The sequence below is a fragment of the Alcanivorax nanhaiticus genome (assembly GCF_000756665.1).
Classification (GTDB): domain Bacteria; phylum Pseudomonadota; class Gammaproteobacteria; order Pseudomonadales; family Alcanivoracaceae; genus Alcanivorax; species Alcanivorax nanhaiticus.
In genome coordinates, this window is sequence record NZ_ARXV01000003.1 from 122,407 (window position 1) to 137,772 (window position 15,366).

The 15,366-nt window shown below is 54.8% G+C and carries 10 protein-coding genes and 1 tRNA gene; 4 read left to right on the forward strand and 7 right to left on the reverse strand.

The window, feature by feature from the left end; all coding sequences use genetic code 11:
- Positions 1-13 precede the first annotated feature (13 nt).
- From lon to Y5S_RS04645, 4 genes are all read left to right on the forward strand, one after another.
- The gene (gene lon / locus Y5S_RS04630; RefSeq protein WP_035230890.1) at positions 14-2,410 is read left to right on the forward strand and encodes an endopeptidase La; all 2,397 of its coding nucleotides are present in this window, start codon (positions 14-16) and stop codon (positions 2,408-2,410) included.
- Between the two features lie 184 nt (positions 2,411-2,594).
- Positions 2,595-2,867: an HU family DNA-binding protein gene (locus Y5S_RS04635; RefSeq protein WP_022986573.1), complete on the forward strand. Its 273-nt coding sequence runs from the start codon at positions 2,595-2,597 to the stop codon at positions 2,865-2,867.
- A gap of 10 nt (positions 2,868-2,877) precedes the next feature.
- Positions 2,878-2,954: transfer RNA gene (locus Y5S_RS04640), tRNA-Asp, on the forward strand.
- A 118-nt stretch (positions 2,955-3,072) separates the two neighbouring features.
- Complete coding sequence (locus Y5S_RS04645; protein WP_035230891.1) at positions 3,073-5,007, forward strand: SurA N-terminal domain-containing protein; 1,935 nt, start codon at positions 3,073-3,075, stop codon at positions 5,005-5,007.
- A gap of 429 nt (positions 5,008-5,436) precedes the next feature.
- Here the strand turns inward: Y5S_RS04645 and Y5S_RS04650 are convergent, their stop codons facing one another.
- The 7 genes from Y5S_RS04650 to Y5S_RS04680 all read right to left on the reverse strand — a co-directional run bounded on the left by Y5S_RS04650 (position 5,437) and on the right by Y5S_RS04680 (position 15,354).
- Entirely contained in the window at positions 5,437-6,237 is an 801-nt protein-coding gene (locus Y5S_RS04650; protein ID WP_035230892.1) for an enoyl-ACP reductase FabI, read from the reverse strand.
- Positions 6,238-6,377: 140 nt separating this feature from the next.
- The gene (locus Y5S_RS20085) at positions 6,378-7,952 is read right to left on the reverse strand and encodes an ABC transporter ATP-binding protein (protein ID WP_035230893.1); all 1,575 of its coding nucleotides are present in this window, start codon (positions 7,950-7,952) and stop codon (positions 6,378-6,380) included.
- Positions 7,949-9,001: an ABC transporter permease gene (locus tag Y5S_RS04660; RefSeq protein WP_035230895.1), complete on the reverse strand. Its 1,053-nt coding sequence runs from the start codon at positions 8,999-9,001 to the stop codon at positions 7,949-7,951. The genes Y5S_RS20085 and Y5S_RS04660 overlap by 4 nt, the downstream gene beginning before the upstream one ends.
- Entirely contained in the window at positions 9,001-10,077 is a 1,077-nt protein-coding gene (locus Y5S_RS04665; protein WP_035230897.1) for a microcin C ABC transporter permease YejB, read from the reverse strand. The genes Y5S_RS04660 and Y5S_RS04665 overlap by 1 nt, the downstream gene beginning before the upstream one ends.
- Positions 10,074-11,906, reverse strand: a complete 1,833-nt coding sequence (locus tag Y5S_RS04670) for an extracellular solute-binding protein (protein WP_035230898.1) — start codon at positions 11,904-11,906, stop codon at positions 10,074-10,076. Before Y5S_RS04670 ends, Y5S_RS04665 begins: the two co-directional genes overlap by 4 nt.
- Before the next feature lie 12 nt (positions 11,907-11,918).
- Complete coding sequence (locus Y5S_RS04675) at positions 11,919-13,769, reverse strand: extracellular solute-binding protein (RefSeq protein WP_231552626.1); 1,851 nt, start codon at positions 13,767-13,769, stop codon at positions 11,919-11,921.
- Positions 13,747-15,354 carry a lytic transglycosylase gene (locus tag Y5S_RS04680; RefSeq protein WP_035230899.1) on the reverse strand — a complete coding sequence of 536 codons (1,608 nt, stop codon included), beginning with the start codon at positions 15,352-15,354 and terminating at the stop codon, positions 13,747-13,749. The genes Y5S_RS04675 and Y5S_RS04680 overlap by 23 nt, the downstream gene beginning before the upstream one ends.
- Positions 15,355-15,366 lie beyond the last annotated feature (12 nt).

Consider the following 15,366-nt stretch of genomic DNA (forward strand, 5'->3'; position numbering starts at 1 on the left):
TTAGAGGCAATACGTGCTGAAAGATATTCCGCTGTTACCACTGCGTGATGTGGTGGTGTACCCGCACATGGTGATCCCCCTGTTTGTTGGGCGGGAGAAATCCATCGCGGCCCTCGAAGCTGCCATGGCGGCAGACAAACAAATCATGCTGGTTGCCCAGCGCAATGCCTCCGACGATGATCCCGGTGTAGATGAAATCTATCGCGTGGGAACCGTTTCTACGATTCTTCAGCTGCTCAAGCTGCCTGACGGCACCGTCAAGGTGCTGGTAGAGGGCGGGCAGCGTGCTCACCTGATCAAGGCCGATTTTGGTGATGAGGGAGCCGTTGCGGATGTGCGAGAACTGGAAGAGGGCTTGCCCGATGAGGCAGAACAAGACGCCTTGTCCAAGTCATTGCTTGCCCAGTTTGAAGACTATGTGAAGCTCTCCAAAAAGGTAGCTCCGGAAGTCACTGGTTCCGTTTCGTCCATTGATGAAGTCAGCCGGCTGGCTGACACCATTGCAGCACACCTCCAGTTGAAACTGGAAGAAAAGCAGGATGTGCTGGAAATGGTTGACGTGCAGGAGCGTGTCGAGCATCTGATCGCGCTGATGGAATCCGACATTGATGTGCTGAAAGTGGAAAAGCGCATCCGTGGTCGCGTCAAAAAGCAGATGGAAAAAAGCCAGCGCGAGTATTACCTAAACGAACAGATGAAGGCGATCCAGAAAGAACTGGGCGATCTGGACGAAACCGGTAATGACCTGGACGAGCTGGAAAAGAAACTGGATAGCGTGGGCATGCCCAAGGAAGCCCGCGACAAGGCCCAGAGTGAATTCAACAAGCTCAAGATGATGTCTCCCATGTCTGCGGAAGCCACAGTGGTACGTGGCTATCTCGACTGGATGACCTCGGTGCCATGGAAAAAGCGCAGCCGTGTGAAGCATGACCTTGTGAATGCCAAGGAAGTGCTGGACAGTGATCACTACGGGCTGGAAGAGGTGAAGGACCGCATCCTGGAGTTCCTCGCAGTACAAAGCCGGGTTGGAAAGGTGAAGGGTCCGGTTCTGTGTCTGGTAGGCCCCCCGGGTGTTGGTAAAACATCACTGGGCCAGTCCATCGCCAAGGCCACCAACCGCAAGTTCGTACGGATGGCGCTGGGTGGTGTGCGTGACGAGGCCGAGATACGCGGTCATCGCCGTACCTACATTGGCTCCATGCCGGGCAAGGTAATCCAGAAGCTTTCCAAGGTTGGGGTTCGCAACCCGTTGTTCCTGCTCGACGAAGTCGACAAGATGGGCATGGATAACCGTGGCGATCCGGCGTCTGCCTTGCTGGAAGTGCTGGACCCAGAGCAGAACGACACCTTTAGCGACCATTATCTGGAAGTGGATTACAACCTCTCCGAGACGTTGTTTATCTGTACTTCCAATTCCATGAATATCCCCGGGCCGTTGCTGGACCGGATGGAAGTGATTCGTATCCCCGGCTATACCGAGGACGAAAAGGTCAACATTGCGCAGCAATATCTGGTTCCCAAGCAGATCCGCAACAATGGTCTGAAAAAAGACGAACTGGAAATCAGTGTTGAGGTAATGCGCTATATCGTTCGTCATTACACCCGCGAAGCCGGTGTGCGTGGTCTCGAGCGTGAAATCAGCAAGATCTGCCGCAAGGTGGTGAAAGAAAATTTGCTGGCTGGCACCACGGATACCATCAAGCTGACTGAAGAGCAGGTTGAGCACTACCTTGGTGTGCGTAAATTCAGCTTCGGTCGTGCGGAAGATAAAGATCAGGTCGGTCAGGTGACTGGCCTGGCCTGGACGTCCGTCGGCGGGGAGTTGCTGACGATTGAAAGTGTTTCCACTCCCGGCAAGGGGCGGGTAATCTCTACCGGCTCTCTGGGTGATGTGATGCAGGAATCCATCCAGGCCGCGTGGACAGTGGTGAAAAGCCGGGCGGGAAGCCTTGGCATACGCCGCCGTTCATTGGAGCGAAATGATCTACACATGCATGTGCCGGAAGGCGCAACACCAAAAGATGGCCCCAGTGCGGGTATTGGTATGTGTACGGCAATGGTGTCAGTGCTGACGGGGATCCCGGTCCGTGCTGACGTGGCCATGACTGGCGAAATTACCCTTCGCGGTCAGGTGCTACCGATTGGTGGCCTAAAGGAAAAGCTGCTTGCAGCCCACCGTGGTGGGATCAAGACGGTGCTTATTCCAGAAGAAAATGAACGGGACCTCAAAGAGATTCCGGACAATATCAAGGCATCTTTGGAGATCAAGCCGGTAAAATGGATTGACCAGGTGCTTGATGTAGCGTTGACTCATCAACCCAGCCCGCTGTCACAAGCGGAACAGGATGAAGACTTGGCGCTGTCAGAAGAGAAAAACCAGGAAGGTAATAAACGACCCAGTACACACTGACAGATCATATTTAAAGTAATTTAACGTATTGATCTGTTTGGTTTTTCAACTTTTTAAAACTTGGGTGAGATTGCATTTTTCCTTCCTTGACGGCCCCTATACCCATTGGTATAAAGTCGGCTTCGCTTAGGAGAGTGCATCCGCCTCGACCATAAAACCGGGAAAAAACAGAAAGGGGAACTTTGTGAATAAGTCAGAGTTGATTGATGCGATTGCCGCTAGCGCGGACATTTCCAAAGCTGACGCTGGTCGTGCTTTGGACGCTACTTTGGAAGCGGTAACTGGCGCCCTGAAAAACGGCGACAGCGTTTCTCTGGTTGGCTTCGGTACTTTCGCTGTGAAAGAGCGTGCTGCTCGTGAAGGTCGTAACCCGCAGACTGGCCAGACCATCCAGATCAAAGCTGCCAAGGTACCGGGCTTCAAGGCCGGCAAGGCGCTGAAAGACGCGGTGAACTAAACTGTTTGCAGGAGCGGTAGTTCAGCTGGTTAGAATACCGGCCTGTCACGCCGGGGGTCGCGGGTTCGAGTCCCGTCCGCTCCGCCAGTTTGAGAAAGCGCAGCCGTTCGCGGTTGCGCTTTTTTCCGTTTAAGGGAACGGTTGCTACAGCACCAAGTCCCAATAACAATATTGATTCTCGAAAGTATCCTTACGGAGTTGTTTCATGCAGGAGTTCAGACGTTTTGTCCGCGGTCCCGTGGGCAAGGTCCTGCTTGCCCTGATCATCCTTCCCTTCGTGATTTCCGGTTTTTACGGCTATTTCGTTGGCGGTGGCGGCGGCGATACGGTGGCAGAGGTGGAAGGCACCAGCATTACCCGTAATCAGGTAAATCAACGGGTTGAGCGTGTCCGTGACATGCTGCGCCAGCAAAGCCCCAACATTAACCCGGCCATGCTTGATTCCTTTGTGCGCCCTGAAATGGTGCTGGATGGCCTGGTAGACGAACAATTGATCCTCAGTGCCGCTGAAAAGGCTGGCCTGGTCTATAGCGAAGAGCAGGTTGGTCGAGAGATAACCGGTGTTGAGCTATTCCAGGAAAACGGCAATTTCTCCCGTGACCGTTTTGAGCGTGAACTGCGCATGCGCGGCATGAGCCCGCAGGGTTATATCCGGGGCATGCGTCAGGACATGGTCAAGGAGCAGTTTCGGGCTGGCTTCATGGCAACGGATTTTGCGCTGCCTGCGGAGCTTAACGAACAGCGTCGACTCGGTGAGCAGGTGCGCGACATCCGTTATGTCCAGCTGGATCTGAATGCATTGCGCCAGACCTTTACGGTTTCTGACGAAGAGGTGCAGGCTTATTACGCTGACAATCAGGACGAGTTCATGCGCCCTGAAGAGTTTCGCATTGCCTATGTGGTCCTGAGCCCCAGTGACTATGCCGACAAGGTCACCGTCACCGACGAGGACGTTGCTGCCGAATATGAGGTTCGCAAGGCGATCATGGAGGATTCGGCAGGCAATACGGCACGTCACGTTGCTCACATCATGATTGCGGTTGACGGTGATCGTGATCTTGAAGAAGCCCAGCAGCGTGCCGCTGAAGCGGCTGCAGCGATTGAGGGCGGTATGAGCTTTGCCGATGCCGCAGCCAAGTACTCCGATGATCCTGGCTCTGCGGATGCGGGCGGTGACCTTGGCGTAGTGTCCAAAGGTGCGTTGCCGGAGGAAATGGATGAGGCGATCGCAGACCTGCAGCCCGATGTGGTGTCAGCGCCGGTGATTACTGACTCCGGAGTTCACCTGATCAAGGTGACTGACGTAGCGGAAAAACGTGAAATGGCCCCGTTGTCGCAGCTGGCAAGTCAGATTCGTTCTGATTTGGAACAGGCACGAGCAGAAGCGCTCCTGGCGGAAGATGTAGCGGCACTGGAAGATTCCCTTTACGAGCATGGCGATCTGCAAACGCCGGCAGAAGAGGTGAACGCTGAGGTGCAAACGACGGATTGGGTGCAACTGTCTTCCTTGCCCGCGCCGTTGGCAAATCCGCAGGTATTGCAGGCATTGAGCACCGAAGAAGTTCGGCGTGAGGGCCACAATAGTGAGCTGATCGAGGGCGGCCAGGGGCAATATCTGGCGGTGCGGATTGCTGAAGAAAAGCCTGCCGAGCCCATGCCACTTGAAGAAGTGACTTTTGCCATTCGTGAGCGTCTGAAAGGCGACATGGCTGCTGACAAGGTGCAAACCCTGTTCCAGCAGGCTGAAGCCAGCATTGCGGAAGGCAGTGATCTGGATGCGGTTGCTGCACTGTTCGAAGCCGAGGTGGAAGAACAGGGTGGCTTGCAACGTGGTGGTGCGGAGCCTTCCATGGAGGTGGTAAATGGCGCTTTTGCACAGCCTCGTCCGGCTGATGGTGGAACTGGTGAAGTTATCCTCACCCGTACCGGTAACGGTTCACTGGTCGCGTATCAGATCACCCGTGTAGAGGATGGTAATGCGGAGCCACTTAGTGAAGCGCAACAGACCGTTGCCCTGCGTGAGCTTGGTAATGTGGAAGGTCAGCGTAACTTCCGGCAGGTGGTTGCCATGCTGAGGGAAGAGGGGGATGTTGAGCTTTTCCCATCCCGTCTGAGCCCAAACGCAGGTGATGCCCAGTAAGTTTGGCGAGCTTGTCAGCTTGAAAGAAAAGCCCACGAAAAGGTGGGCTTTTTTTTGTTCGCAGATTAGCGGGAGTGAGAGGGTGGGATAAGCACAGGACGCAGAACCCTGCCTAAAGGTCGCTAAAGGCCAAGGGCCATGATTCAACTGTGGGAGCGACGGTTCAGTCGCGATGCCCCCGGCATCGGCCTTTTCGCGGTCGAACGCCCGCTCCCACAGGAGACGAAACCGCAAGAGGTCCCGGATGGCACAGCAAACGCTGGCTCTCACAGGGGATACGGTTGGTTTGGCGTCAGCGTCCGAAGTCTGGCAAACCTGCATTCCCGCTAACCTGCGATGAGCCAAAACAATAAGCCCGCGCAGTTTCTGCGGCGGGCTTATTGTTTTGGCCTGGGTGGGGCGCTTGACCCGCTGGCCCTGGTGCTACTGTTACTCAGCTTCCAGCTCAAACGGCATGGAAACCGTGCTGGCACCTGCATCCACGTAGGTGATCTCGCCGGTGATACCGGAGGCCAGATCCGAGCACAGAAAGGCTGCGGTATTGCCTACTTCTTCAATGGTCACGTTACGACGCAGCGGTGCCTTGGCTGCGTTGTAGTCCAGCATGGAGCGGAATTTCTTGATGCCGGAAGCAGCGAGGGTGCGAATCGGACCGGCGGAGATGCCGTTCACGCGGATACCCTCCGGTCCCATGCTGGCAGCCAGGTAACGAACAGAAGCCTCCAGGCTGGCCTTGGCAAGCCCCATCACGTTGTAGTTCGGCACGGACTGGCGAGCAGCATGGTAGCTCAAGGTCAGCAGGGCGGCGTTACGACCTTTCATCATCTCGTGACCCGCCTGTGCCAACGCCACAAAGCTGTAGCTGGAGATATCGTGGGCGATCTTGAAGCCCTCACGGGTAGCCACGTCCACGAAGTTGCCGTCAAGCTCGTGGGCAGGAGCAAAGCCAACCGCATGAATGATGCCGTCCAGGCCATCCCATTTCTGGCTCAGGCCGGCGAAAACGGCTTTGATCTCGTCATCATTGGTCACATCACAGGGGAAGCAGAACTCCGCGCTGCTGCCATAACGATCTGCCGCTTTTTCTACCCGGCTTTTCAGCTTGTCGTTCTGGTAGGTGAAGGCCAGTTCGGCGCCTTCGCGGTGCATGGCTTCGGCGATGCCTGTCGCGATGGAGCGGTCGCTGGCAATGCCAACGATCAGATAGCGTTTACCTGCAAGAAATCCCATGATTGTCCCTCGAATCGTGTAATGGTTTCCCGGTGTATCTGGTCAGGGGCCGTTTGCGGCCAAGTATAGGCAATTTCTCGGTTCCTGACGTGATCCTGTGCAAACTCAAATGCAACGGTGTGTTTCCTCGCCCGACATGATCAGGCAAGGGCCGCAGCAATCAGTTTCTGTGTGTAGGCTTGCTCTGGTGAGCCGAAGATAGAGTCCACACTGCCTTGCTCCACCACTTTCCCATCTTTCATGACCATGACCCGGTGGCAAATGGCACGGATCACCTTGAGATCGTGGCTAATGAACAGGTAACTAAGGCCATGCCGTTCCTGAAGTGCTTTCAGCAACTCCAGAATCTGGTATTGAACGCTGCGATCCAGGGCGGATGTCGGTTCGTCAAGGATCAGTAAGTCAGGCTGAAGGATCAATGCCCTTGCGATAGCAATGCGCTGGCGCTGGCCCCCCGAGAATTCGTGGGGGTAGCGATAGCGGGTTTCTGCTGATAATCCGACTTCTTCAAGCAGCGCCGCTGCACGACTTTCCCGCTCGGTACGGGCTAGGGAAGGCTCATGCACAGCCAGGCCTTCCGCAATGATTTGGCCAACGGTCATACGCGGGTTCAGGCTCCCAAAAGGGTCCTGGAAGACTACCTGCATGCGCCGTCGCCAAGGGCGCAATGCACCTTGGCTGAGGTTGTCCAGCTGCTCACCGTCAAGTGAGATACTGCCTTTACTGCCAATCAGGCGCAGCAGGGCCAGTGCCAATGTGGATTTCCCGGAGCCAGATTCACCCACAATCCCCAGTGTTTCTCCCTTGTGGAGAGAAAGGCTGATTCTATCGACCGCTCGAAACAGCGGAGGGGCTTCAAAAAGACGTGTACGTTTGCCCTTGAAAGCGACTTCAATGTTGTCGGCCTGCAGCAGCACCGGGCTATCTGTCGCCAGGGGAGGCATTCTGCCGCTGGGTTCGGAGTCCAGCAGGTGTCGTGTGTAGTCTTCCTGCGGATTGGCCAGAACATGCTCAGTGGCACCGGCTTCAACTCGTTTTCCTTGATGCATGACGATGATGTCGTCAGCAAAACGACTGACCACGCCCAGGTCATGGCTTATGAGCAGGATCGACAGGCCCAGATCGCTTTGCAGGCGCTTGATCAGCGTGAGGATGGTTTCCTGCACGGTGACATCCAGCGCGGTGGTGGGTTCGTCAGCAATCAGAATTTGCGGATCATTGGCCAATGCCATGGCAATCATGACCCGCTGCCGTTGGCCACCGCTGAGCTGATGAGGATAGCGTTGCAGCATATCTGCGGTATCCGGTAGTTCCACCTGCCGCAGTAACGCTTTGCAGCGTTCTCTTGCCCGGGTCTGACTCATACCCTGATGAATGAACAGACCTTCGGTGATCTGCTTTTCCACGTTATGCAGTGGGTTCAGGGCGGTGAGTGGCTCCTGGAAAATCATGCCGATGCGACCGCCACGCAGGCCCCGCTTCTGCTGCTCGTTAAGGTTGAGAAGGTTTTCGCCGTCCAGGGTCATGCTGCTCGCAGACCATTGTGCCGCATCAGGCAATAAATCCAGAAAGGACAAGGCGGTCAGTGATTTTCCTGAGCCGGATTCGCCTACCAGGGCCAGCATACGCCCGGGCTCCAGATCCAGATCCATGTTGTCGACGGCAGCCTGACCAGCAAAACGAATGGTCAACCCGCGAACACTGAGCAGACTCATTGCAGGAACTTCCTTGTGTCGAAGGCATCACGGATGGCTTCACCAATATAGACCAGCAGCGTCAACATGATGGTCAGGGTGGCGAACACGCTGATACCGATCCAGGGAGCATGAAGATTGGCTTTACCCTGGCCGACAAGGCGGCCCAGGGACGGCGCATCTGGCGGGAGCCCGAAGCCGATGAAATCAAGAGAGGTGAGGGTCACCACAGAACCGTTAAGAATGAACGGCAGAAACGTAAGTGTTGCGACCATAGCGTTGGGGAGCATATGGCGGAACATGATTACTGGTGAACGTACCCCCATTGCTTTGGCTGAACGAACATAGTCCATATTGCGGCAGCGCAGGAATTCTGCGCGCACAAGATCGACAAGCGCCATCCAGGAAAACAGCAACATGATCACCAGCAGGGTCCAGAAACTGGGCACTATAAAGCTGGAAATGATAATAATCAGGTAGAGTTGCGGCATGCTAGACCAGATCTCGATAAAACGCTGTCCGAAAAGATCCAGTTTGCCGCCGTAATAACCCTGAACGGCACCGACCATGATGCCAACAATGCTTGATAGCAAAGTTAAAATTAGTCCAAATAACACTGAGATACGAAAACCGTAGAGAAGGCCGGCGAGGATGTCACGACCCTGGTCGTCGGTCCCCAGCCAGTTTTCCGCCGAAGGCGGGGCAGGGGAAGGGACATCTAGATCATAATTGATGGTGTTATGACTGAAGCGAATGGGCGGCCAGACCATCCAACCTTTTTCATTGATCAAATCAGCAACCACTGGGTCCCGGTAGTTAGCTTCAGACTCGAAGAAACCGCCAAAGGCAGTTTCTGGATAAGTATTAAGCACCGGCACAAAAAAATCGCCATCATAGCTGACAAGCAGTGGTTTTTCGTTGGCTACAAGTTCTGCACCGAGGCTGATGGTAAACAGAACCAGGAAAATCCAAAGGGACCAGTAACCGCGACGGTTGCTACGGAATGCTCGCCACTGTCTGGCCCACACAGGGTTGTTCCTGAATTGCTCAGGAAGGAGGGAGAATCTCATCAGTGATCCCTCCGCTCGAAATCAATGCGGGGATCTACCAACATGTAGGTGAGGTCGCTGACCAACTTCATCACCAGGCCAATCAAGGTGAAGATAAACAGGGTGCCAAAAACCACCGGGTAATCACGGCTGATCACGGCCTCGAAACCGAGCAGACCAATGCCATCAAGGGAGAAAATGTATTCAATCAGCATCACACCGGTAAAGAACATACTAATAAAAGCAGCGGGGAAACCGGCAATGATGATAAGCATGGCATTACGGAAAACGTGACCATAGAGCACTTGTTTCTCAGTTAATCCCTTGGCGCGCGCTGTCTGTACATACTGTTTGCGGATTTCATCCATGAATGAGTTTTTAGTCAGCATCGTCAGGGCTGCAAAGTTGCCGGCTACGATAGCGATGGTGGGCAGAGTAATATGCCATAGGTAATCGCCAATTTTGCCTAACATGCTCATCTCTTCAAAGTTGTCCGAAGTGAGTCCGCGTAGCGGAAACAACTCAAAATAAGAACCACCGGCAAACACGACAATCAGTAACAAGCCAAGCAGGAAGCTGGGGATGGCGAAACCGATAATGATAGCGGTACTGCTCCATACATCGAAGCGGCTACCATCCTGTACTGCTTTGCGAATGCCAAGAGGAATGGACACCAGATAGGCAATCATGGTGCTCCACAGCCCGAGGGAGATCGATACGGGAAGACGTTCAATGATCAGTTCTGTTACTGAACGGTCCCGATAGTAGGATTCACCGAAATTACCGGTGAAATAATTTTTCAGCATTAGCCAGAAACGCTCATGGGCAGGCTTGTCGAAGCCGTACATCTTCTTGATGCGCTCTACCAGTTCAGGAGGCATTCCTTTGGCACTTTGGTAATCCCCACCTGTCATTGTGTCGGCGCTGCCGCCAGCAAAACTGCTTCCCGTTCCACCAGTGCCTATGCCTTGAAGTTCTGCCAGGGTTTTTTCAACAGGTCCCCCTGGCGCGGCTTGGATAATGGCAAAATTGAGCAGTAGAATGCCGAGCAGAGTGGGGATCACCAGCAACAGGCGTTTGCCGATATAAAGCTTCATTTGGCTGTGCTGTCCCACCAGGTATCAAGAGAGGTATCCCCGCCCACGTATTTGCCGAAATCCGGGTGGCGCAAGCGTGATTGGTAGGCGATGCGATGTTGATCCGTATACCAGTTCAGTACGCTGTAGTAGTTCCACTGCAGTACCCGGTCCAGCGCTTTGCAGCTGTTGATCAGTGCCTCACGGTCGGGTGCGGCAATGATCTTGTCGACCAGCGCATCCACTACCGGGTTCTGGATGCCAATCGTATTTCGGCTGCCAGGATGCTTGGCGGCTTCGCTGCTCCAGTATTCTTTCTGCTCATTGCCGGGGGAACTGGATTGGCCGATTCGTCCAACCACCATATCAAACTCGAAATTGCGGATGCGCTCCACATATTGGGCAGAGTCGATAGTCACAACCTTGGCGGTAATTCCCAAGGCTTTCAGGTTACGCGAAAACGGCAGGACAATTCGCTCGAAAGCAGGGGAGCCAAGCATGATTTCGAAAGTCACCGGCTTGCCTGCAGGGGAGAACAGGTTGCCATCCCGGAATTGGTACCCCGCAGCTTTCAGTAATTGCTGCGCTTCACGCAGGTTTTCTCGTGGCCGACCTGAACCATCGCTCTTCGGTGGCTGATATTCCTTGTCGAATACGGCGGCGGGCAGTTGCTCCCGAAACGGTTCCAGCAGGGCAAGTTCCGCTTCAGAGGGGAGTCCTGTAGCGGCCATGTCCGAGTTTTCGAAGTAGCTACGGTTGCGCTTGTATTGCCCGTAGAAAAGATTGTTGTTTGACCATTCAAAGTCGAAGGCAAAGCCGATGGCCTTGCGAAGCACAATGTCTTCGAAAAGAGGTTTGCGCAAGTTGAACAGGAAACCTTGAGCGCCCCAGGGATTATGATGAGTGACCGACTCGGTCTTGATGATCCCTTTACTAAAAGCCGGTCCTTTGTAGGAGGTGGCCCATTCTTTTGAGTTGTTTTCGTTGCGCCAGTCGTAATTACCGCCTTTGAAGGCTTCAAGGGCCACATTGGCATCAAGGTAGTAATCGTAGCTGATGGTGTCGAAATTGTTGCGGCCTTTCATCACCGGCAAGTCTTTTGCCCAGTAGTCATCCCGACGCTGATAGACAATCTTCTTGCCAGGATCGGCGCTGGCAACCCGGTATGGCCCAGAGCCAACCGGGATAGTCATGCCTGCCTTCTCGAATTCCTTATCTGCCCAGATATGTTTGGGCAAGATTGGTAGCTGGCCGATAATCAGGGGGAGCTCTTTGTTGACGCTATCCTTGTCGAAACGAAACGTCACTGTAAGGGGATCGTTCACTTCCACTTCTTTTACTTCTGCGTAGTAAAAGCTGTAAAAAGGATGCCCTTTGTCCAGCAGGGTTTTAAAGGTCCAGGCCACATCTTCAGCACGGACCGGATGGCCGTCTGAAAAGGTGGCCTTATCGTTTAGATGATAACGCACCCAGCTGCGGTCCTCAGGCCACTCGATAGTTTTGGCCAGTAGACCGTACTGCGTAAATGGCTCATCCTCGCCGCGTACGGTCAGCGAGTCGTACAGGTGCGAATTATCTGTGGCCCCCATGCCGGCAGCGGGGCGACCTTTCGGCACAAAGGGGTTCAGGCTATCGAAGCTACCGACCACATGGAGCCGTAGGCTGCCGCCTTTAGGCGCCTCCGGATTGGTATACCGGAAGTGTTTGAAGTCAGCGGGGTAGAGGGGCTCGCCATGCATGGCGATGGCATGACCCTTGTTGATAGCGGCATCTGCCAGGCCTGTGCAAAGGCACAGGCCAATGATCAGCCCACGCAGCATTCGTGTGTGAATGGTGCCGTGATTGGCCATATCGACTCCTTGTTATTTTTTCGTCCACCATGTGTCCAGACCGAATCCGAAGGGGATTGGTTCCTCTGGACGGTCGAACTTGTCCCACCAGGCAATTCTGTGATGGCGGATATGATAGTTCAGTACCCCGTAATGCTGGTAGCGCAAACGGCGATCCAGGGCGTGTAATGCCAAGGTGTACGCCGCTTCATTGTTTGCGGCCAGTGCACGCTTCACCAGAAAATCGACAATGGGATCATCGATGCCTGCCAGGTTTCGGCTACCAGAAACACCAGAACTGGAAGAAAGGAAATAGTCCTTTAATTCCGGGCCGGGGTAGTCCCGAATAGGCAGGACAAACATCACTGCATCGTATTCGAAATTATCCAGTTTTTCTTTATAGGCAGCGGGGTCTACTTCGCGATATTCGGCTTCGATGCCCAGGCGTTCCAGGTTGCGGAACCAGGGCGCCAGGATGCGGTAAATGCCTGGATTGTGGTAATTGAGTACGGTGAATTTCAGCGCGGTTCCCTTTTTATCCACCAACTTGTTGTCTTTTAGCTGCCAGCCGCTTTCTTTAAGCAGTGTCAGGGCCTCGCGCATGCGGTTGCGAATCTGGCCGCTGCCATCGTTGACGGGCGGGGTAATGCTGGCAGAAAAATAGTCAGAAGGGAGCTGTGAGTTAAAACTGGCCAGCAGAGCCTTTTCGTCATCGCTGGCAGGAACGGTTGCGCTGTATGGACTATTGGGGAACCAGCTGACGGTGCGGGTATAGGCATCGGCGAACAGGTTGCGGTTTGACCATTCAAAATCAAAAAGCAGGCTTACTGCCTGGCGAACTTTGGCGTCATTGAAGGGAGGACGTCGGCTATTGAGGAAAAAGGCCTGTACGGGTCTGGGGATCTGGTGAGGGATCTCGGCCTTATTAACCCTGCCGTCTCTGAGTGCGGCAAAATCAAAGCCGGTGGCCCATCGCTTGGAGCTGTAGGTGTAATGCAGATCGTAGCCGCCGCTTTTGAAGGCTTCAAAGCCCACATCGGCATCGCGGAAAAACTCGAAAATGACGTTGTCGAAATTATACCGGCCACGGTTAACCGGCAGGTCTTTTGCCCAGTAGTCTTTTACTCGCTCAAAGGTAACCTGTTTGCCGCCCTGTATATGGCTGATGCGATAGGGGCCACTTGAAACCGGGGCTTCCAGCGTGGTGCGTTCAAAATCATGAGATTGCCAATAGTGTTTCGGTAAAATCGGGATGGCTCCCACCACCAGCGGCAAATCCCGGCGGCCTTCTGTGAACGTAAACTTGACGGTCTGGGCATCCAGCGCCTCCACGCTTTTTACATCTGACAGGCGCAGGCTGTACTCAGGATGCCCCTTGCTGTTGAGTATCTCGAAAGAAAAGACCACATCATCCGCGCGAATCGGTTCGCCATCATGAAAGCGAGCCTGGTCACGAAGGTGGAAAATACACCAGCTGCGGTCCTCAGGGTATTCGATCCAGTCTGCAATCAGCCCGTAGGCAGCGCCGGCTTCATCACCAAGAGGATTATGGGGCTGATTGCCCATCAACAGGCTATCGGCAATTTCTGTGACGCCATACATCTGGATGCCGGGCGTGTCCGAGGGGCTGATGCCTTTCAGAATATAGGGGTTGAGGCTATCAAAGGTGCCGTTGCCAAACAGGGTAATGCTGCCGCCCTTGGGGGCATTGGGGTTAACGTAGTCGAAGTGCTGGAAGTCAGCGGGATACTTCAGGTCACCGAAGGGGTGATAGCCATGGCTGCGAGTGATGTCGGACTCTTCCGCCTGTGCCAGCGGAACGATGCTGAAGCACAGGCAGAACAGGGAGGCTAATAAGGTCTTAGTAGGATTGGTGAATATCAACGTAGAGTGTCAGCCGTTGCCCGGGTTGAATGTATCGTTTGCTGGCTACTTTGCTGTTCCAGCTGCGAATGTCGTTAACCGATACATTAAAGCGGTCTGCAATGGCATACAAGGAATCTCCGTTGCGAACGGAGTAGCGCACCTGGCGAACCATATTGCTGTCGCTGCGGCTGGTGGCGGCAGTTGCTGTGGCGCTGCTGCCTTTGGTCCAGACCGCCAGGGTCTGGCCAATCTTGAGGCTGTCACCGGGTGCCATGTTGTTCCAGCGGGCCAGCTCTTTCACGCCCACCTTGTACTGACGGGAAATCTCCCACAGCGTATCGCCGGAACGAACGGTGTGGCTCAATTTCTGGCGGCCGTCACGCTGGCGATTCTGGTTGTCTGCGAGCCGGGACTCCGCGCTCAGGGTATAGGTATCCTTGCCTGCCGCAGGGCCGGGTATCAGCAGAGTGCGCCCGGCAATGATGGTGTTGTTTTTGAGGTGGTTGATGCTGCGCAGCACCTCAGGGGTGGTGCGGTAGCGGCGGGCAATAGCGCCCAGGTTGTCGCCCGGACGGATTTCATAGCGCGCCCACTGCATGCGCTGATCTGCAGGCAGCTCGGCCAGGGCTGTGCTGAATGCTTCGGCTCTGTCTACCGGCACCAGCAGGTTATGAGGGCCATCTGGAGAGGTGGCCCAACGGTTATAGGAGGGGTTGAGCAGGTACAGTTCTTCGATGGAAATATCGGCCAGTTTGGCCGCCTGGGCCAGATCGATCTGGCCTCCAGTATTCACCTGCGCGAAGTAGGGTTCGTTGCGAATAGGTTGCAACGGGACGTTGTAGGCTTCCGGGTCCTTGACGATCTGGGCGATGGCGATCAGCTTGGGGACGTAGGCGGTGGTTTCCCGGGGCAGCTTCAGGTTCCAGAAATCGGTGGGTTTGCCGGCTTCTTCATTCTTGCGAATGGCGCGCGATACTGTACCGCCGCCTGCATTATAGGAGGCGAGGGCGAGCAACCAGTCGCCATCGAAACGGTTGGCCAGCTTTTGCAGATAATCCAGTGCCGCGTTGGTGGATTTCATCACATCGCGGCGCTGATCTTCCCACCAGGTCCGGTGGAGACCGAAATAGTCACCCGTAGAGGGGATGAACTGCCAGGGGCCTGCAGCGCGGCCATGGGAGTAGGCGAAGGGGTCAAAGGCGCTTTCCACGATGGGCAGCAGGGCAAGTTCAAGGGGCATGTCCCGTTGTTCTGCCTGTTCAACGATGTAGTGCAGGTAGCGCTCGGAGCGTGTGGTGACACGCTGGAAGTATTTGGGGTGTCGAGCGTACCAGTCTCGCTGTACACGAATACGGTCATTTTCCACGCTCAGATCGAGACCGTAACCCGCTCGCAGGCGTATCCAGAGGTCTTCGTTGTCAGTGGCAGCAACCGGGGCAGTCTCAACGGGTGCGGGTTCGTCCATGCCGTTGGCCAAATCCATGTCATCCACGGACGGCTCTGCGGCCGGCATGGGGGGGAGTTCATCCACTGAGCGGTGGGTGGCACAGCCGGACAAAACGCCCAGACTGACCAGAATGGCCACGGGTAAAAGTCTTTTCATATCAATGAGTAC